This window comes from Aurantimonas sp. E1-2-R+4 (assembly GCF_036549515.1).
Lineage (GTDB): Bacteria > Pseudomonadota > Alphaproteobacteria > Rhizobiales > Rhizobiaceae > Aurantimonas > Aurantimonas coralicida_A.
The window spans coordinates 85,245-103,928 of sequence record NZ_JAZHLK010000004.1 but is presented as its reverse complement, the minus strand read 5'-3'; the positions used below and the strand labels follow the sequence as shown (position 1 = coordinate 103,928).

The 18,684-nt window shown below is 64.5% G+C and carries 20 protein-coding genes and 1 pseudogene; 9 read left to right on the top strand and 12 right to left on the bottom strand.

Annotated elements, in window-relative coordinates; translation table 11 throughout:
* Position 1: 1 nt before the first annotated feature.
* The 4 genes and pseudogenes from VQ045_RS03465 to VQ045_RS03450 form a co-directional block, all read right to left on the bottom strand.
* Positions 2–254 (bottom strand): annotated as a pseudogene (locus tag VQ045_RS03465) (hypothetical protein); the annotation flags it as partial.
* Positions 255–386: 132 nt separating this feature from the next.
* Entirely contained in the window at positions 387–2,897 is a 2,511-nt protein-coding gene (locus VQ045_RS03460) for a glycoside hydrolase family 65 protein (protein WP_331829172.1), read from the bottom strand.
* Entirely contained in the window at positions 2,887–3,708 is an 822-nt protein-coding gene (locus tag VQ045_RS03455) for a beta-phosphoglucomutase family hydrolase (RefSeq protein ID WP_331829171.1), read from the bottom strand. Before VQ045_RS03455 ends, VQ045_RS03460 begins: the two co-directional genes overlap by 11 nt.
* 327 nt (positions 3,709–4,035) lie before the next feature.
* Positions 4,036–4,698 (bottom strand): RNA polymerase sigma factor, encoded by a 663-nt coding sequence (locus tag VQ045_RS03450; RefSeq protein ID WP_331829170.1) that lies wholly within the window; start codon positions 4,696–4,698, stop codon positions 4,036–4,038.
* A gap of 338 nt (positions 4,699–5,036) precedes the next feature.
* Here VQ045_RS03450 and pyrE point away from each other — a divergent pair, with 338 nt between their 5' ends.
* From pyrE to recO, 6 genes are all read left to right on the top strand, one after another.
* On the top strand, positions 5,037–5,615 hold the full coding sequence (gene pyrE, locus VQ045_RS03445) for an orotate phosphoribosyltransferase (protein WP_331829169.1): 579 nt from the start codon (positions 5,037–5,039) through the stop codon (positions 5,613–5,615).
* 111 nt (positions 5,616–5,726) lie between these two features.
* The gene (locus VQ045_RS03440; protein ID WP_331829168.1) at positions 5,727–6,356 is read left to right on the top strand and encodes a DUF2062 domain-containing protein; all 630 of its coding nucleotides are present in this window, start codon (positions 5,727–5,729) and stop codon (positions 6,354–6,356) included.
* Between the two features lie 88 nt (positions 6,357–6,444).
* Positions 6,445–7,182: a signal peptidase I gene (lepB, locus tag VQ045_RS03435; RefSeq protein ID WP_331829166.1), complete on the top strand. Its 738-nt coding sequence runs from the start codon at positions 6,445–6,447 to the stop codon at positions 7,180–7,182.
* Positions 7,170–7,880, top strand: a complete 711-nt coding sequence (gene rnc, locus VQ045_RS03430) for a ribonuclease III (RefSeq protein ID WP_331829165.1) — start codon at positions 7,170–7,172, stop codon at positions 7,878–7,880. The genes lepB and rnc overlap by 13 nt, the downstream gene beginning before the upstream one ends.
* Complete coding sequence (gene era, locus VQ045_RS03425; protein ID WP_327647341.1) at positions 7,877–8,827, top strand: GTPase Era; 951 nt, start codon at positions 7,877–7,879, stop codon at positions 8,825–8,827. The genes rnc and era overlap by 4 nt, the downstream gene beginning before the upstream one ends.
* Before the next feature lie 99 nt (positions 8,828–8,926).
* Positions 8,927–9,664, top strand: coding sequence for a DNA repair protein RecO (gene recO, locus VQ045_RS03420; RefSeq protein WP_327647339.1), 738 nt, complete (start codon positions 8,927–8,929; stop codon positions 9,662–9,664).
* 12 nt (positions 9,665–9,676) lie between these two features.
* Here recO and VQ045_RS03415 read toward each other — a convergent pair whose 3' ends face one another.
* Positions 9,677–10,906: an MFS transporter gene (locus VQ045_RS03415; protein ID WP_331829164.1), complete on the bottom strand. Its 1,230-nt coding sequence runs from the start codon at positions 10,904–10,906 to the stop codon at positions 9,677–9,679.
* Positions 10,907–11,098: 192 nt separating this feature from the next.
* Here VQ045_RS03415 and panC point away from each other — a divergent pair, with 192 nt between their 5' ends.
* Together panC and panB are read left to right on the top strand one after the other, a co-directional pair.
* Positions 11,099–11,980: a pantoate--beta-alanine ligase gene (gene panC / locus VQ045_RS03410; RefSeq protein ID WP_331829163.1), complete on the top strand. Its 882-nt coding sequence runs from the start codon at positions 11,099–11,101 to the stop codon at positions 11,978–11,980.
* Complete coding sequence (panB, locus tag VQ045_RS03405) at positions 11,977–12,795, top strand: 3-methyl-2-oxobutanoate hydroxymethyltransferase (RefSeq protein ID WP_331829162.1); 819 nt, start codon at positions 11,977–11,979, stop codon at positions 12,793–12,795. The genes panC and panB overlap by 4 nt, the downstream gene beginning before the upstream one ends.
* Before the next feature lie 51 nt (positions 12,796–12,846).
* Here the strand turns inward: panB and VQ045_RS03400 are convergent, their stop codons facing one another.
* Genes VQ045_RS03400 through ygfZ form a run of 3 tightly spaced genes read right to left on the bottom strand, consistent with a single transcriptional unit; the run spans position 12,847 to position 14,896 of the window.
* Complete coding sequence (locus VQ045_RS03400) at positions 12,847–13,362, bottom strand: tyrosine phosphatase family protein (protein WP_331829161.1); 516 nt, start codon at positions 13,360–13,362, stop codon at positions 12,847–12,849.
* A gap of 32 nt (positions 13,363–13,394) precedes the next feature.
* Complete coding sequence (locus VQ045_RS03395) at positions 13,395–14,036, bottom strand: HD family hydrolase (protein ID WP_327624832.1); 642 nt, start codon at positions 14,034–14,036, stop codon at positions 13,395–13,397.
* Positions 14,033–14,896, bottom strand: coding sequence for a CAF17-like 4Fe-4S cluster assembly/insertion protein YgfZ (gene ygfZ, locus VQ045_RS03390; RefSeq protein WP_331829160.1), 864 nt, complete (start codon positions 14,894–14,896; stop codon positions 14,033–14,035). Before ygfZ ends, VQ045_RS03395 begins: the two co-directional genes overlap by 4 nt.
* Before the next feature lie 84 nt (positions 14,897–14,980).
* Between ygfZ and VQ045_RS03385 the strand changes: the two genes are divergently transcribed.
* A complete protein-coding gene (locus VQ045_RS03385) occupies positions 14,981–16,318 on the top strand; it encodes a dihydroorotase (RefSeq protein WP_331829198.1) in 1,338 nt (445 codons plus the stop codon).
* A gap of 46 nt (positions 16,319–16,364) precedes the next feature.
* Here the strand turns inward: VQ045_RS03385 and VQ045_RS03380 are convergent, their stop codons facing one another.
* The 4 genes from VQ045_RS03380 to VQ045_RS03365 form a co-directional block, all read right to left on the bottom strand.
* Positions 16,365–17,162 (bottom strand): hypothetical protein, encoded by a 798-nt coding sequence (locus VQ045_RS03380; protein WP_331829159.1) that lies wholly within the window; start codon positions 17,160–17,162, stop codon positions 16,365–16,367.
* Positions 17,163–17,251: 89 nt separating this feature from the next.
* A complete protein-coding gene (locus VQ045_RS03375) occupies positions 17,252–17,512 on the bottom strand; it encodes a hypothetical protein (RefSeq protein WP_206453373.1) in 261 nt (86 codons plus the stop codon).
* A 104-nt stretch (positions 17,513–17,616) separates the two neighbouring features.
* Positions 17,617–18,075 carry a TIGR02301 family protein gene (locus VQ045_RS03370; protein ID WP_327624828.1) on the bottom strand — a complete coding sequence of 153 codons (459 nt, stop codon included), beginning with the start codon at positions 18,073–18,075 and terminating at the stop codon, positions 17,617–17,619.
* 145 nt (positions 18,076–18,220) lie between these two features.
* Entirely contained in the window at positions 18,221–18,649 is a 429-nt protein-coding gene (locus tag VQ045_RS03365; RefSeq protein ID WP_327624827.1) for an NUDIX domain-containing protein, read from the bottom strand.
* Between the last annotated feature and the right edge of the window lie 35 nt (positions 18,650–18,684).

Sequence of the window (18,684 nt, the reverse complement as noted above, 5' to 3'; positions counted from 1 at the left end):
CTCAGCGTTGTTGTCTCCCATGGCCGTCTCCGGCATCGGACCTGGATGGCCACATCCAGTCGCGGATTTCGGGCATGCCTTCGCCCTTGTCGACGATATAGGCGCGATGCGTCGCAAGTCGCTGGCGGAAATTGCTGGATCTCTTCCTCGCCCGCTGCTCCGCCGCGATCCGGCAGCCGCTCGATGGCGGTGATCGCCAGATGGAAGCGATCCAATTCGTTGAGCACGACCATGTCGAAGGGCGTCGTCGTCGTATGGACTTGCCGCGCGAAAGTGGAGAGCAGTTTTCCTTCGCAAAGGCGGGGAGAGGAGAACCAGGTCGTGCGAGCCCTTCAACGTCTCGAAGAAGGAAATCTCACGGGATTCTGCTTCGAATACGACGAACTTCATTGCTGTGTGTCTCCGGGATGTTCTGACGCGGTCGTTGCATCGACGTCCGGCCGGTCATCCGGATCGGGTACCCCCGCTAGCGAGACTGGCCGCCAGCCGCCATGGGTGACCTCGCAGGAAAATTCCAGGACGGCGCCGGCCTTGAACGGATACACTTGGTTTCGGACGCCGATTTTTCCCGGGCCGTGCCATCCATGTGGCGCGGAGACGGTCAGTCTGTCGCAGCCGACATCGAGATAGAGCCAATCGCCCCGATAGAGCAGCTTCAGGCGCAAGCGTTGCAGCTTCGTCGGTAGGCATGGACTGATCCACAGCGTGTCGTCACGAAATTCCAGCGCTGTCTGGCCGCGCTCGACGAGGTCGACCGTGCCGGCCATTGCACCGAGATGGATACCCTCGGCGGTCGTGCCGCCCTGGATGTCGGAGATATCGCTTTCGAGGGCCGTCACGAAGAGATCCCAGGATCGGCTCCGGTCGCCGCGAGCGAGAACCCAGGATTGAACGACCCGGCTCAGCGTCGAGCCGTCCGATGTGCGCCGGACGTAGTAATCGATATTTTTTTGGATCGCGTCCGGCTCGAACGGATAGCCGAGCGACGTGATCAGTTCGTGCAGTTCGTCGTAGGAGAACAGGTAGAACAGCATCAGGACGTCGGGCTGCTTCGAGGCCTTGTAGCGGTTGACGGTGTCGCCTTCCGCTTCCAGGATTCGGTCGAGCCGGTGAATGTCGGAATATTTCTCGCGATAGACCTCCCAGTCGAGCTCCTCAAGTTCCCCGTAGCCTTCGAACTGGGCGATAATCCCGTCCTTGAGGAACACCAGCCGCATCTTGCGGGCGATGTCGTTCCAGTGGTTGGTTTCTTCGGTTGTTAGCCCAAGCAGGTGTTCGAGTTCGCGACGGCGTTCGACCCCGACGTGATCGAGAACCTCCGCGGCGCGGCGCAGAACCCAGACCGCCATCACATTGGTGTAGGCGTTGTTGTCGAGGCCGGGCGTGTCTCGCCACGGATAGCAGTCGTGGAACTCGTCCGGTCCCATCACGCCGCCAATCTGGTAGCGGCCGGAGGCTTCGTCGTAGGTCGCGATACTCGCCCAGAAGCGGGCGATTTCGATCAGCATCTCGGCGCCGTACCAGGACAGGAACGCAAGATCCCCGGTCGTCTGCCAGTAGCGCCAGACATTGCAGGCCACGGCGGCGCTGACATGGCGCTGCAGATGGGTATTGTCGGGTGTCCAGCGCCCGGAACGCGGGTTGAGATGCAGTGTCTGGGTTTCCTCGCGCCCGCTCGAGCCGCTCTGCCAGGGATACATCGCGCCGTGGTAACCTGCCCCGCGCGCCAGCCGACGTGCTTCGGGCAGCCGCCGATAGCGGTAGAGCAAGAGCGCCCGGCTGATTTCCGGCAGGTGAAAGTTCAGGTAGGGCAGGATGAACAGCTCGTCCCAGAAAATATGCCCCCGATAGGCTTCGCCGTGCAAGCCGCGCGCCGGCACACCGGCATCGAGATCGACGGTGTTGGGGGAGACCGTCTGTAGAAGGTGGAAGACATGCAGCCGCAGGATCATCTGCGTGCGCGAGCCCTGATCGATAACGATGTCGCAGCGGTTCCATAAAGCGCGCCATGCACGCCTGTGAGAGTCCAGAAGCATGTCGAAGCGCTCGGCTTGTTCAAGCGCCTCGATCGCGGCCTGGCGCGGCTCGGAGATCGCCCGGTCCCGCGAGGTGAAGACCGCCACCGTCTTCTCGATCGTGACGTATATTCCTTCCGCGACCGCGAATCTCAGTTCCTGTCCGACATAGCCCTCTTCCTCGTGACGCTCGCACGCGACGGTGAGCGCATCGTCGCCCTCGAAAACCCGTGTGCGCGCCGCTTCCGCGATCCGCAGGCGCGACTGGCTCGTCTCGGCGATGAGCAGCATGCCGTCATCTCCCAGCACTTGCGTCTCAAGCGGCACGAGGTGCTTGCTGGCGAGTGGGCCGTAGCGCTCGACGCCGCCATTGATGACGCGCCCGTCCAGGGCGGTCCGCACGACAAGCTGGCCCGACCAGTTCTCCGGGAGTAGCGTGATCGCGATCGCCGCCAGATGCGGTCGTCCCATGTGGACCAGCCTGCGGCTGAGGAGGGACGTTTCGCGGCCATGGTCGTCGCGGATACGCACCTTGCGTTCGAGTACGCCGCCGCCGAGATCGAGCTCTTGCCGATAGGCGAGGATTTCGACGCGTCGCAGGTTGACCCAGTCGCCGTCCTCGGGGCGAAAGCGCAGTGGCAGCCAGTTCGGCAGATTGACGAGGTCCTCGTTCTCGACCATGCGGCCGGCGATGTCGGTGGACAAGCGGTTATAGCCGCCGGCAAGATAGGTGCCCGGATAGTGGACGTCGTCGGCTGCGCTCTCTTCCGCCGCGCCGCGTGTCGCGAAATAGCCGTTACCGAGCGTACAGAGCGCCTCGCGGACACCTTCCTGCGCCGGCTCGAAGCCCTCGTACACGAGCGTCCAGCGGCTATCGGCCATCGCGCCGCTCCATCGATGCGGGTCTTGCGGGTGGCGTGGGGGGCAACAGACTGAAGGCGGCGAGGTCGGCCACAACCACGTCGGCGCCAGCCTCACGAAGTGCGGCCGCCTGACCGGCGCGGTCGACGCCGACGACGAGGCCGAAGTCGCCGGCGCGGCCGGCCTGAACGCCGCTGATCGCATCCTCGAAAACCGCGGCTCGTTTCGGCGGAACGCCGAGCGCCGTGGCGGCGGCGAGAAAGATGTCGGGCCGCGGCTTTCCCTTCAGGTCGAGCCTCTGTGCGTCGGTGCCGTCCACACAAACGTCGAAGAGATCCGTGAGTCCGGCGGCGGCGAGGACGGCACGAGCGTTGCGGCTGGACGAGACGAGCGCCGTCTTGACGCCGCGTGCGCGCAGTTCGCGGATTAGCGCCACGCTGCTCTCGAAGACTTCGACGCCGTCTTTCTCCAAACTCTTATGAAAATACTGATTCTTGCGGTTGCCGAGTCCGGAGATGGTTTCACGATCGGGCGGATCTGTGGCCGCGCCAGGGGGAAGCGCGATGCCACGCGATTGCAGAAAGCTCTCCACCCCGTCATAGCGCGGCTTGCCGTCGACATAGCGCCGGTAATCGTCATCGAGAAATGGGCGGAACGGCGCTCCTGTCGCTCCAGCCCGCCGCTTCAGATACTCGTCGAACAGGCGCTTCCAGGCGGCAGCGTGGACGCGGGCTGTCCGCGTGACCACACCGTCGAGATCGAAGATCGCGGCGTCAAAATCCTCGACCCGCCAGGCGGCGTCTTCACGTCGCGGACTTTGCGCATAGCCCATCGTGTCGACCTTCTTTTCTATGCCAATGACCCTTGCGGCAAACGCAGGAAACGACGGCGAATGCGTCGGCGCGTGATGTCTCTTGCTAGCCTTGGTTCACAACAGACGGAACACCATGCGCGGCGTTACAGCACTTTCGACAGACCAGCAGTCATGTCGGCGCCGAGGCCTCTCTTGCCCAAATGACATACAGTCGCGATCGTCGGACGCCGGGCTTCCCCACGTGCAGATACCTCAACGACCGGGCCCAAAGCACCGATCGGCGGACACAGCTCCGCGATGAGGCATTCGACGCGGTATTATAGCCGAAGCAGGCGATCCAATCGGTCAGGAAAAGGCGACTTGGCTCATCTCTGTCGCACCAGTCGAGTGGTGGCGGTCGCCGCATGTGCAACTGTTGAAACCATGTTCGCAACAGCTGCCGCAGCATTCGTGCATTGCTTCGCGCAAAGCTTGGCGTGCTCGATGCAGCCGGACCCTGGCATTTCCAGGTGAAATGCCGAGATTCGCCACGGTCTTTCCGCGGGGCTCGCTCGACAAATCGACCCGTCGCAGAATCTCCGCATAGTCCGGCCGCAATGCGGGAAGGAGTTCGCGGAAACATTCGCAAGGGCTATCTTCGAGATCGATTTCGTCAGGATTTTTGCCCAGCGCGATCTGCTCCCGCACATAGCTGCCTTCCCGCCGCCGCCGCGCGGCCTCCCGTCGGTAGTGATCCGTGAGGGCAGACCGCAGCACCGTATAAAGCCAAGCGATCACGCTTTCACTCTTTCTGAGATCGACGTTGCTGGAAACTACCCGCAAGCAGAAGTTCTGAAGCACGTCCTCCGCCGTATCCCTGTCCCCGAGGCGGCGCAGGAGATAGCGCAGAAACTCGCCACGATGATCTGCCAGCGCAGCGGTAACGACCGGCATTACCGGCACCTGAGCATCATTGGGCTGAACCGGTTTCACATTGGGTGCGAGACTTCGGCGATCCGCTGCGAACATCTTCCAAAGCCTTTCCTGATTTGCTGCGCCGGGAGGACAGGGTCGTTTCCCGCTTCAGTCGCTAAGAAACAGCGCTTAAAAAACGATCCGGCCTTTTCCTATGGTCGAGCACGCAGTCCGAGCGCCAATTTGAGATCAATCATGCAAGAAGTGCGCGCAGGCGGCTTTGATCTTGATCAAAACCACCGGCCGCATCGGAAAAAAATTGGTAAAAGGTGTTGCGGACTCCTCGTAGGTTCGAGCCCTACATTACCCACCAAATTATCCCTCCATTTGTCTGTATGATGTTCTCCTGATAGGCGGCAGCGGGAATTGGCCGAATACGGAGCAGCGGCGACATGACCAGCGACGACGTGCTTGCGATCTTTCGCGAGGCCGGAGCCTATCTCGAAGGCCATTTCATCCTGACGTCCGGCCTGCGCAGTCCAGTATTTCTGCAGAAGGCCAGGGTGTTCATGCATCCGCCTTTGACCGAGCGTCTATGCCGTGCCCTGGCCGAGCGGATTCGGGCGGATGTTGCGGGACAGATCGACTACGTCGTCGGGCCGGCGATCGGCGGGCTGATTCCGGCCTATGAGACGTCACGGCATCTCGGCGTGCCGGCAGTATGGGTCGAGCGGGAAGGCGGGGTCTTCAAGCTCCGCCGGTTCGAGGTGCCGCGCGGCTCCCGCGTCGTGGTGGTGGAGGACATCGTCACAACCGGGCTGTCGATTCGCGAGACCATCGCGTGCCTGGAGGATCTGGGAATAGAGGTCGCGGCGACGGCCTGCATCATCGATCGTTCCGCCGGTAAAGCCGATGTCGGCGTGCCGCTGGTCGCACTGGCCGAACATGCGGTCCCGGCCTATCCGGCCGATGCGCTGCCGCCCGAACTCGCCGCAATTCCGCCAGTCAAGCCCGGTAGCCGGACGCTCTGAACCGCGACCATGGCCGGTGCTCGTCAAGCCGTTTACGGAATGTCGGCATCAGGTCCTATATAGGTTGTGGACCATGGCCGGTGCGCCGGCGAGATGAGGAATGCGACGGGCATGCTGTTCGGGCGACGCCATCCGGAAAAGTTTGGATCGAAGCTTCGTACGCTGCTTTGGCCGCGCCGCTCGTTCTCGCGCTCGTTCCGTTACCTGCAGAAGCGTGTTCTGCGGCTCAATGCGACGCCGCACGCCATTGCCGCCGGCTTCGCCGCGGGGGTCTTTTCATCCTTCACACCCTTCATCGGCTTCCACTTCCTGCTCGCCTTCGCGCTCGCCTATGTGGTCGCCGGCAACATGGCGTCGGCGGCGCTCGGAACGGCGGTCGGCAACCCGCTGAGCTTTCCGTTCATCTGGGGCGCGACCTATGAAATCGGGCAGTTCTTCCTGACCTCGCGGACGATCGATGGAACGGCGCCCTCGGGGATTGGCCGCGCCTTGACGCATATGGATTTCGCCTCGATCTGGACGCCCATCGTCAAGCCGATGCTCGTCGGCGGGATTCCCCTCGGCACCGCTGCCGGGTTGCTGGCATACGGGCTGGTGTTCGCCGCGGCGCGCAGCTTTCAAAAACACCGCACGCGGCGCATTCTGGAAGGGCGGCCGCCGGCCAGACCACTTCGGGGTGCCGAGAAGGCTCAACGCTCGGTCACGGCGGGGGGAAGCCTGCGCACCTCCGACGAAGTTTAACAATTCGGTGCATTGCTCCGGTGAAAGCGAGCCGATAGAAGGCGCCGAGCGACGTTTTGCGGCGCGAAACGGCAATGAAGGGCAGGGCATGGTCGACGAGGCCGAACGGGCGGAACAAGGCGGCGGCTTCGGCGAAACCGTCAAGGTCATCGTGCAGGCGCTGCTTTTGGCGCTGATCATCCGCACGTTCCTGTTCCAGCCATTCTCGATTCCCTCCGGCTCGATGATGCCGACGCTTTTGGTGGGCGACTACCTCTTCGTCTCCAAATGGAGCTACGGCTTCTCGAAATATTCGATCCCGTTCTCGCCGCCGCTGTTCGAGGGCCGGTTGCTCGGCTCCGCGCCGGATCGGGGCGATGTCGTCGTCTTCCGCAAGCCACGCGAGGAGGACACCGATTATATCAAGCGGTTGATCGGTCTGCCGGGCGATCGCATCCAGGTCCGAGACGGCGTGCTCTCCATCAACGGCAAACCGGTACCGCGCGAAGTGGTGGGCGAGTTCGTCGCCGACGACGGAACCACCGTGCCGCAATATCGCGAGACGCTGCCCAACGGCGCCTCCTATCTGACGCTCGATCTCAGCCCGAGCTCGGCCGGCGACAACACCCGCGAATTCGTGGTGCCGGACGGGCATTATTTCATGATGGGCGACAACCGCGACAACTCGCTGGATAGCCGGTTCGACGTCGGCTACGTTCCCTTCGAGAATTTGGTCGGCAAGGCGCAGGTGATCTTCTTCTCCGTCCAGGATGACGTGTCGCCGCTCGAAATCTGGAAATGGCCGACGGATTTGCGTCCGAGCCGCATTCTGACATGGCTAAGCTGAAAGCCGACAAGTCGCTCGACGAGCTCGAACGCCGGCTCGGCATTCGATTTCGCGAGCGGGCGCGGTTCGAGCGCGCGCTCACCCATTCGAGCCTGCGGCCCTCCGGTGGCAACGACCGCAGCTACGAGCGGCTGGAATTTCTCGGCGATCGGGTGCTCGGCCTTGTGATCGCCGAAAAGCTGTTCGAAATGTTTCCGAGCGCCGACGAAGGCGAGCTGTCGTTGCGGCTGAATTCCCTGGTCAGCGCCGAGACCTGCGCCGAAATCGCCGATGAACTCGGACTCTACGAATTCGTCCGACATGGCGGCGATCTGAAGAAGCTGAAGGGTGAGCGGACGCGGAGCATCCGCGCCGACCTCGTCGAATCGCTGATCGCTGCGATCTATCTCGGCGAAGGGCTGGAGACGGCGCGCGGCTTCATCATCGCCCATTGGGCGGGGCGTCTCGAGGATGCCGGGAGCGCCCGGCGCGATCCGAAGACGGCGCTGCAGGAATGGGCGCATACCCGTGGGCCGGAGACGCCGCACTATGCGATCGTAGACCGGTCCGGCCCCGACCACGATCCGGTGTTCACCGTCCGCGTCACCGTCCCCGGTATCGAGCCGGCGGACGGGCAGGGGCGCTCGAAGCGAATTGCCGAACAGGAGGCCGCCACCGCGGTCCTTATCCGCGAATCTGTCTGGAAGGACGACAATTGACCGACCAAGACGATCAGACCCAAGATACCGCGGTCCCGGCCGAGGGCGCTCTTGCGCCGACCCGCTCGGGCTTCGTGGCGCTGCTCGGCGCGCCCAATGCCGGCAAGTCGACGCTGGTCAATCAGCTCGTCGGCACCAAGGTTTCGATCGTCACCCACAAGGTGCAGACGACACGGGCGCTGGTGCGTGGCATCGCCATCCGCGACCGCACCCAGATCGTCTTCGTCGACACGCCGGGCGTGTTCGCGCCGAAACGGCGGCTCGACCGGGCGATGGTGCGGACCGCCTGGTCCGGTGCCAGGGACGCCGACATCGTGCTCGCTATCATCGATGCCGATCGGGGCATCAGCGAGGACGTGGAGACGATCCTGGAGCGGCTGAAAACCGTCGATCAGCCGAAGGTGCTCTTGCTCAACAAGGTCGATCGCATGAAGCGCGACCGCCTGCTCGGGTTGACCAAGGAGATTTCGGAGCGCGGCGATTTCGCCGAGATCTTCATGATCTCGGCGCTCAACGGCTCGGGTTGCGACGATCTGATGACCTATCTGGCCCGCGCGCTGCCGGAAGGCCCGTGGTATTATCCCGAAGACCAGATCACCGATCTGCCGCTACGCCAGCTTGCCGCCGAGATCACCCGCGAAAAGCTCTTCCTGCGACTGCATCAGGAACTGCCCTATTCGTCCCATGTCGAGACCGAATTGTGGGAAGCGCGCAAGGACGGGTCGGTGCGTATCGAGCAGACGATCTATGTCGAGCGCGACAGCCAGAAGCGCATCGTCATCGGTCACAATGGCGAGACCATCAAGGCGATCGGCCAGGCGGCGCGCAAGGAGATCATGGAGGCCGCCGACCAGACGGTTCACCTGTTCCTTTTCGTCAAGGTCCGCGAGAACTGGGGGGACGATCCGGAGCGCTATCGCGAGATGGGGCTGACTTTCGAGAAATAGTCAGCGCGATCGCCGAACATCGGATCGCCACCGGATTTCGGATGCTGTCCGATCCGGCGCGTCGACGCCGGTCAAAGCGGGAAGGGGACGCGGTTTCCCATGGAGTGGCGTGAGGACGCGATTGTGTTGGGCGTGCGCCGGCATGGCGAGACCAGCGTCATCGCCGAGGTGATGACCCGTGAGCGTGGCCGCCATCTCGGTCTCGTGCGCGGCGGGCGCTCGCGCAAGCAGCAGCCGATGCTCCAACCCGGCAATTCCGTCGCCATCCATTGGCGCGCTCGTCTCGACGAGCATATGGGCATCTTCCTCATCGAACCGCTGGAACTGCGCGCGGCGCGGCTGATGGAAAACGGCATCGGCCTCAACGGCGTCCAGCTTGTCGCGGCGCATCTGCGCCTGCTCGCCGAACGCGACCCGCACGCCCGCCTCTATGACGGGCTGGCGGTGATCGTCGATCATTTGGACGAGCCGGACAAGGCGGCGGAATTGATGCTGCGGTTCGAGATCGCGCTGCTGGAAGAACTCGGCTTCGGCCTTGACCTGGAGCGCTGCGCGGCGACCGGGCGGCGGGACGATCTCGTCTATGTCTCGCCGAAGACTGGCCGGGCGGTTAGCCGGGACGCCGGCAAGCCCTGGCGCGACAAACTCTTGCCGCTCCCCGGGTTCCTCATTGAAAGCGACACGGCGTGCGACCCGCAAAGCCTCGTCGACGGGTTTCGCATGACCGGCTATTTCCTCTCGCGGCATGTGTTCGAGCCGCGCGGCCTTGCCGAGCCGCTCTCCCGAGCAGGGTTCCTGGCCGCCATCGAGAAAATCCGCGCCCGAACAAACGCCTGATCGAACGCCGTCTTATGCCGGCAGCAATTCGCGCTCCACCGGCGCCTCACGGATCGGCCAGTGGACGACCGCCGCGATCAGGCCGAGGATGACGCCGAGCCACCAGACCGGATCGTAGGAGCCCATCGCGACGTAGAGATAGCCGCCGAGCCAGACGCCGAGAAACGAGCCGATCTGGTGCGACAAGAAGACCAGCCCGCCGAGCAGTCCCAGATAGCGGGTGCCGAACATGATCGCCACGAGCGCATTGGTCGGCGGCACCGTCGACAACCACAACAGCCCCATCACCGTGGAGAAGACGACGACCGTCGCCGGCGTCTGCGGCGTCAGCAGGAAGATGGTCACCGCGATCGAGCGGCCGATATAGATCAGCGCGAGGAAATGCGGCTTGGAATAGCGCTGGCCGATCAGGCCCGAGCCGATCGAGCCGATGATGTTGAAGAAGCCGATCAGGGAGAGCGCCGTCACCGCCCAGACCGGCGCCATGCCGAGGTCGGCGATATAGGCCGGAAAATGCGCGGTGATGAAGGCGACCTGAAAGCCGCAGACGAAGAAGCCGGTGGTCAAAAGCAGATAGCTCTTGGTCGCGAAAGCCTCGCGCAGCGCCGCGCCCATGGTCTGCTCCACCTCCGCCTGGAGGTTGCCGGAGGTGCGGCTGTTGCCGCGCAAGGCATAAGCGAACAGCGGCACCAGCAGCATCATGGCCGACAGGATGAGCAGAGAATCGGACCAGCCATAGCTGTCGATCAGTGCCTGGCTGAGTGGCGCGAACAGGAACATGCCGGCCGAGCCCGCGGCCGTGCCGAGGCCGAAGACGAAGGAGCGCTGCTCGGGCGACACCCGCCGCGCGAAGGCCGCCAGCACGATGCCGAATGAGCCGGCGGCGACGCCAAGCCCGACAAGGACGCCGGAACCGATGGTCAGCCAGAACGGCGTCGGGGCGATGGCGGTGACGCCGAGCCCGGCGGCGTAGAGAAACCCTGATAGAATCAGCACCCTGCCGGTGCCGAATCGGTCAGCGATGGCGCCGAAGATCGGTTGCCCGGCGCCCCAGAACAGGTTCTGGATGGCGATCGCGATGGCGAAATCCTCGCGGCTCCAGCCATGCTCGGCGAGCATCGGAATCTGGAAGAAGCCGATTGCCGAGCGGGGGCCGAAGGTCAACAGCGCGATGGCGCAACCAGCGGCGATCGCGATCCATGGCGTCGTCGCACCATTGGCGGTCGATGTGGTCGCGCTCATGCTTCGGTCTCCGGGTTCGGCACTTAGAGCGTTAGCATCCGGATCGAGCCTGAGGGAAACGCGTTTGGGTGATCGGTGTGATCACCGGGAAGAATACGGACTCGTCTTCCGTCTCCGTGGGCCGGGAGGCTTCGAGCCTTCCCCCCGCCTCCCAGTGTCGCTAAAAGGTCCGCGACAGCCGAGGAGGGGCGCTTGCAGTTGTTCGAACGGATCGCGCCGCTACGTGCCGCGCTGAAGGCTCATCGCCTCGCCGGCGAGACGATCGGCGTCGTGCCGACCATGGGCTATTTGCACGCCGGGCATCTGAAGCTGGTCGAACGGGCCGCGGCCGAGAACGACCGGGTCGTTGTCACCATCTTCGTCAACCCGACGCAGTTCGGTCCGAACGAGGATCTTGACGCCTATCCCCGCGATATCGAGAGCGATTTGGCGCGACTCGCGGATTTCCCGGTCGACTATGTCTTCGCGCCGCCCGTCGACGAGATGTACGGTCGGCCGATGCAGGCCTTCGTGGATCTGAAGCCGCTCGGCGACATCCTGATCGGCGAATTGCGCCCCGGCCATTTCCGTGGCGTGGCGACCGTCGTCACCAAGCTGTTCAACATCGTCCAGCCGGACCGCGCCTATTTCGGCGAGAAAGACTACCAGCAGCTGACGATCATCCGGCGGATGGTCGCCGATCTGGAAATGCCGATCGAGATCGTCGCCGTGCCGACGGTACGTGAAACCGACGGCCTCGCCCTGTCGTCGCGCAATGTCCGCCTGTCTTCGGAAGATCGCGCGGTTGCGACGGTACTGGCGAGCGCTCTCGACGAGGGCGAGAAAGTGGTCGCTGGCGGTGAGCGCGATCCGGCGACGGTTCTCTCAGCCGTTCGGGTGATCATCGAAGCCGAGCCCCGCGCCGATCTCCAGTCTCTCGATCTTCGCGACGCGGCGACGCTCGACGCCGTCGATCGGATCGGCGATCGGCCGGTGGTATTGTTGGTCACTGCGCGGTTCGGCGAGGTGCTGTTGATCGATCAGCGCGTGGCCGCGCGGAAGAGCCGATCCGCCCAAACGGGAGAATGCGCATGAGTTCGCCGATTCGCACGACGCGCCTGACGGCACCGGAACTTCGTTCTCGCAAGGGCGCGACGCCCATCGTCGCCGTCACCGCCTACAACACGATCATGGCGCGGCTCGTCGATCCGCATGTGGATTGCATCCTCGTCGGCGACAGCCTGGCGATGGTCGAGCACGGCATGGGGTCGACGCTCGGTGCGTCGCTGGAACTGATGATCGCCCATGGGCGGGCGGTGATGGCTGGCACGTCCAAGGCGCTCGTCGTCGTCGACATGCCGTTCGGCAGCTACGAAGCGAGCCCGTCGGACGCATTCCGTGCGGCCGCGCGATTGATGGCGGATACCGGCTGCGGGGCGGTCAAGCTCGAAGGTGGCATCCGCATGGCCGAAACGATCGAATTTCTGGCCGAGCGCGGGATTCCGGTTATGGCCCATGTCGGGCTGACACCCCAGTCGGTGAACGCCCTCGGCGGCTTTCGCACGCAGGGGCATGACGAAGTCGGGCGGGAACGGATTCTCGCCGACGCGCGGGCGGTCAGCGAGGCGGGGGCCTTCTCCGTCGTGCTGGAGGGTATCGTCGAGCCCTTGGCCGAGGCGATCACGCGGGACATTACTGCGCCGACCATCGGTATCGGGGCGGCGGCGGCCTGCGACGGACAGATCCTCGTGCTCGAGGACATGCTGGGCCTCACCGAGAAAGCGCCGCGCTTCGTCAAGCGCTACGCGGCCCTCGGCGAAGCTGTGGGCCAGGCGGTATCGAACTATGCCGAGGAGGTCAGGTCGCGGAACTTTCCCGGGCCGGAGCATGTCTATCGGCCGCGGGGCTGAGGCAGGCCTTCTTCCTCGGCGACCTTCGGCGATAACGCTGGGGATTCGCCGCTAAAGCGCCAACGGCAGAACGAAGGGCGTGCCGGAGAAGGCGTCTTCGCCGCGGCCGATCGCATGGATCGCCGCGACCATCCGACCGCCGCGTCCGAGCTTTTCGTCGGCCAGCGCGACGAGCCGCCGATTGGGTGTCGCGGACGGGGCGCGCCGCCGCAACTCCTGCGCCAGCGCGGCTTCCTCAAGATCCGGATTGATCGCCAGCGCCAGGATGAAGGCGGCGGCGGTGGAGCGGCTGATTCCGGCCCAGCAATGGATCGCCAGCGGCTTTTCGCGGTCCCAACGCCGTCCAAACACGAGCAGTTCGTCGATGTGGTCGACCGACGGCGCGATCATGCCCTCGATCGGCTCGGCGATGTCGTTGAAGCCGAGAAACAGATGACGCTCGGCGACAATGCCCGTCGGCCGAGGCACCGCCGTATCGGCATTGATCAGCGTCACGAGATCGCGCGCACCGTGCTGGGCGACGGTGGCGGGAAGTTCGGCAAGGGAAGAGACCACGAGATAGGACATGCGCTGACATTATGTCCGGTGCCGTCGCGCTGTCACCCCCGCCTGACCGCTTTGCCAACAATCGACGTCGTCGCCGCGACTTCGGCATCGAGTTCGGCGAATCGCTGAAGGAAGGCCGCCTCTGTCGCCGCCGTCGGCACGGGCGCGAAGTCATCAGGCTCGAACCGCGACGGTCCGGGCTTGCCGAAGAACGCCGCCGCTTCATGGGCTTCGAAGCCGGCGAGCAGTGTCGCCTCGAAATAGGCCGAGATCCGGTCGGCGGCCTTAATCGCCTTCTCGACCGGGGCGGGAAGCCTCGCCGGCAGACCGAAGCGCAGATGCACCGCCGCCTGGAGCCGCTTTTCGACCAGCTTGTAGTCGCCGCCCATGACGCTCTTGAACGGCGAGATCATGTCGCCGATGACATATTCTGGACCATCATGGAGAAGGGCCGCCAACCGCCAGCGCGGGTCGCTTTCTCCTCGCGCCACGATCGCTTCGACGATCAACGAATGCTGCGCGACGGAGAAGGCGTGATCGCCGCGCGTCTGGCCGTTCCAGCGGGCGACGCGGGCGAGGCCGTGGGCAATGTCCTCGATCTCGACGTCGAGCGGCGACGGGTCGAGCAGATCGAGCCGGCGGCCCGACAGCATCCGTTGCCAGACGCGCTTCGGCTTGGGTCCGATTCGGCTCATGCTTCGGTCCCGGTCCCGGACGCGGCCTGGTTGGGCTCCGGCAGGGAAAAGCCCGCCCAGGGCGGGATCGTCGCCGTCAGCGGGACTCCGTCGGAAGACAGCTTTTCGCCCTTCGCCAACATGTCCGCCAGCCGGTCGATCCGGACGAAGCCGAATCCGTCCGCGCCGGTCGTCGCCAGCACCGTTCCCACAGTCTTGCCGCCGGCCTCGATATTAGCGCCGGGGGTCAGATGCCGTTCGCCGGACAAGAGCATCAGGCGCCGCCGCGCGGTGCCGCGATGCTGCATCCGCGAGACCACCTCCTGGCCGACGAAGCAGCCCTTCTTGAAGGAGACGCCGCCGTTCTGATCGAGCAGCACGTCGTGGGGAAAGGCATCGGCGCCCGGATAGTCGGTTTCGGCCTCGGCGATGCCTGCGGCGACCCGCAGCGCGTAATAGTCAGCCGGGTCCGCCGCATCGATCCCGGCGGGCGCGTTGCCATAGCGACGGGCGACGTCTCCGTCCGGGAACCGCCGGTCGACGAAGGAGCCGGCGAGGGCGGCGTTAGCCTCGCCCCACAGCGCGAACACCGCCGTCGCTTCTGGCTCGATCGCGACCTTGCTGCGCAGGCGATAAAGTCCGAGGCGCTTGGTCAGACCCGCCGCCGCGGCCAGGGCGCAATCGAGTCGGTAGCCGCCGTCGATTCGTCCGATCAAAAATTCGAACAGGATTTTGCCCTGCGGTGTCAAAAGCGCCGAGGGCCGCATCTCCGCCGCGCCGAGCTGGTCGAGGTCGGCGGTGACCAGCGTCTGAAGAAACTGATCGGCATCGTCCCCGGTGACGGCGAGAACGGTCCGCTCCGGCAATTGGGCGTAGGGCATGGGCGGCTCGCTTGTGTGATCCAGCTCAGTTACGTAAGCCGGACACGGCAGAGGGACAAGCACGGGATAGCATCGATGGGCACGATCGCCACGACCTACGAGACGGTTCTAAAGGGCGGCACGGTCGTCAATCAGGACGGCGCCGGCGTCCGCGATATCGGGATCATCGACGGACGGATCGCCGCGATCGGGACGATTGATCCCGGATTGGCCGGGACGGTGATCGATTGCACCGGCCTGCACGTTCTGCCGGGTGTCATCGACAGCCAGGTGCATTTTCGCGAACCCGGCGCCGAGCACAAGGAAGACCTCGAAACCGGATCGCGCGCCGCCGTCCTCGGAGGCGTGACTTGCGTCTTCGAAATGCCGAACACCAATCCGCTGACCACGAGCGAGGCGGCGCTCGCCGACAAGCTGCATCGCGGCGGCCATCGGATGCATTGCGATTTCGCCTTCTGGGTCGGGGGAACGCGCGAGAACGCGGCGGAGGTTGCCGAACTGGAGCGGCTGCCGGGCGCCGCGGGCATCAAGGTGTTCATGGGCTCGTCGACCGGCTCGCTGCTGGTCGAGGACGACGACGGCGTCCGCGAGATCCTGAAACGCACGCGCCGGCGCGCCGCCTTCCACTCGGAGGACGAGTTCCGCCTGCGCGAGCGGGCGGCGCTGCGAATCGAGAACGATCCGGCGTCGCACCCGGTCTGGCGCGACGAAATCGCGGCGCTGCAATGCACCGAGCGGCTGGTGCGAATCGCCGAGGAAGAGGGCGCCCGCATCCATGTCCTGCATATTTCGACCGCAGAGGAGATCGCGTTTCTCGCCGGCCACAAGCGCAACGCCACCTGCGAGGCGACGCCGCATCATCTGACGATGACGGCGGACGATTATGCCCGCCTCGGCACCAAGCTGCAGATGAACCCGCCGGTGCGCGAGGCGCGGCACCGGGATGGAATCTGGCGGGGCGTCGCCGACGGCGTCATCGACGTCCTCGGCTCGGACCACGCGCCGCATACGCTGGAGGAAAAGGCCAAACCTTACCCGCAGTCTCCCTCCGGCATGACCGGGGTTCAGACACTGGTGCCGATCATGCTCGATCACGTCGCCAACGGCCGGGTGTCTCTCGTCCGCTTCGTCGATCTGACCTCGGCCGGGCCGCAGCGCATCTTCGGCATAGCGGACAAGGGCCGGATCGCGCTCGGCTACGACGCCGATTTCACCATCGCCGATCTGAAGCGCCAGACGACGATCAGCGACGGCTGGATCGGCTCGCGCGCGCAATGGACGCCCTATGACGGCAAGCAGGTCACCGGCTGGCCCGTCGGCACGATGGTCCGTGGCCGCCGGGTCATGTGGGATGGCGATTTGGTCGAGAGCGCTACCGGCGAGCCGGTGGAATTCCTGGAAGCTCTGCCGGTGCGACGATAGGCGCGGCGCGCCTGGGGCGGGGCGGGAACCGCCGCCTCCACTGCGTTCAGTCGCCGGCGACGAAGAAGCTGAGTCGCCCGTCCGGCGAAATGCCGACGCGGTAGAAATTATAAGCGCCGAACTCCTTCATCGCCTCGTAGTCGCCGGCAGTAACGAGCTCGAACAGTTCGACCAATTGCGACTTCGACAGGCTGTCGATGGCAACCTGGGTAAAATACGGCCAGACATAGATCTCGTTGTCGGCGCCCGGTTCGACGCGGACGTGGCCAGCCTGGAGAATCTCTTGAAGAATCGCCAGAATTTCCAGGCCTTCGCCATCGCCGGACGTCTGTTTTAGAAATTCAATCGGATCGCCGCCGACATCGCCGAAAGACAGAACCGTCCCGTCTTCGCCGGCCTCGATATAGGGGCGCAATTTCTCGATCTCGCCGGCCCTGGCGATCGCGATGAGTTTGGCGCGAAGGTCGCGCACCGGCGCGGGCAGCCCGTCGTCGCCATAGGCGATCTCGGTGGCGAGCGGAACCGCGAGCACCGTCTTCGCGTCGGCGGACGAAGGCTTCGATTTCAGATCGCCGCCGCTCTCGGGTTCCTCGGCGGGCGGCAATGGCGATTCGCCGTCGTCAGTGCGCTCGGGATCGGTATCGCTTGGGCTGTCGCCGTCGACAGGCGGCGTGGGAGCGTTCACGTCAGTGGCCGCGGAGGGCAGCGGCGGCAACGGAACGACGAGGATTCCTTCCTTGGAATCCGATTGTCCCTCAGTCGGTTCGATCTGGGAGAAGGCCTGAGCATTGGCCGCTGCGAGCAGGGCCACGCCAAATGCGGCGACGCTGATGACAAGGTTCACGCGGCGCATCGGCTTGGCAAAACTTTCACTGCCTTCGAACGAGTGCCGGGACGCCGGCACGACAAAACGGTCGGGACGACCCTGCGCGTCTATTGGATGGTCCGGTTCGGCCGGAACTCGCCAAACTCGATTCGCTGGCGTAGCGCCTCGACCATTCCCAGGACGTCGTCCTCGCCATGCAGCCTGACAAGCTCGGTCAGCGCGGTCGTGATCGCGGTCTCCGCCAGGATCTCGGCCTCGATCCCGTCCGAGATGCCGTCGGCCCAGGCTTCGTTGTGATATTCGAAAGCGACTTGCTTCTTTTCGGCCTGGATCATCTCGTCCAGCTCGGCACCCTGCAAATCGATCATTGCGATCCCCTCAATTCCAGCCTTTCGGCTTCACGTCCCGTTAACGTCCTAACACGATCTCATTGCAAAAATCGAAGCCGTTTTCGAGGACCGTTAATCCGAGGTTAATTTCCGTACCTAGCGCCAATCTCGCGTGCGAGCGTCGCCCCCTCGCCCTGATAGCGATTGACCGCGACGCGAGCGGCCGGTGTGCAACTGCGGTAGGTCGATTCGAACGAGCGGTAGCCGCCGTTGAAACTCGCCACCAGATGCCTTCTGTCAGCGTCGTTGGGCGCTTGCGCCTCGATCAGTTCCCGCATTTTCTCCCGCCACACGGCGGCCTGAGGATCGTTGCAAAGCGTCCGCAGAAAATGCATCGACCCGAGAATCGAAGCGAGGCGGTTCAACGACTTCGTGTAGGGCGCGTCGATCGGCGCCACCGTCGCCGGAGTTTCCCCCGCGTCCACGACACCCTCTTCTTGCGCCGGCGTCTCGGTTGTCTGTGCGTGTAGGTCAGTGCCGCCGACGGAACCCAGAAGGACCGCCGCGATGGCGATGGCCGAGAAAGAAACACGCAGACGCATCGGAAATCTTTCAGCTCTCGTTAACGGATTTGCAAGGGTTGCCTCACAATGCCGGGCCTTATCCCGCAGCCTGCGCCATTCTGGCAACAACCAGAGGCGCCGCCGACGGCGAAAGTCTGCCGAAACCCGCTCGCTGGCCTCCCACTCAGTCCTTGACCAGTTGCTCCGCAGCGGCGCTCACGGCCTGCCAAAGGCCAGGCGTCGTTCGGCCGTCGGCGTCCGCTGCTGCGACCTCCGCCAAGCTCATCAGATACAGCGCAGCGGCGTCGTCCGCCGCTTGCATCGCCGCGTCCTCGGGAACCCGTCCACAGAAAACAGCGATCACGGCGTGAAATGCGTCGTCGATCGCCTCGTGCAGTCGCAAAAAGGTCAGCGGTCCGGCGATCACGCCGGTTTCCTCGGCCAGCTCGCGCCGGGCCGCGGCGTCGAGGCGCTCGCCCCACATCACCTTGCCGCCGGGCAGGCTCAGGCGACCGGCGAAAGGTGGCTGCCCCCGTTCCACCAGGAGAACGCGATCGCGACTCATCAGGCAGACGGAGACGCCGACAAGCGGGCGGGCAGGGGGGTTATCCATGGTGTCTCATTCCGATCCCCTTCCGTTGCCCGCGC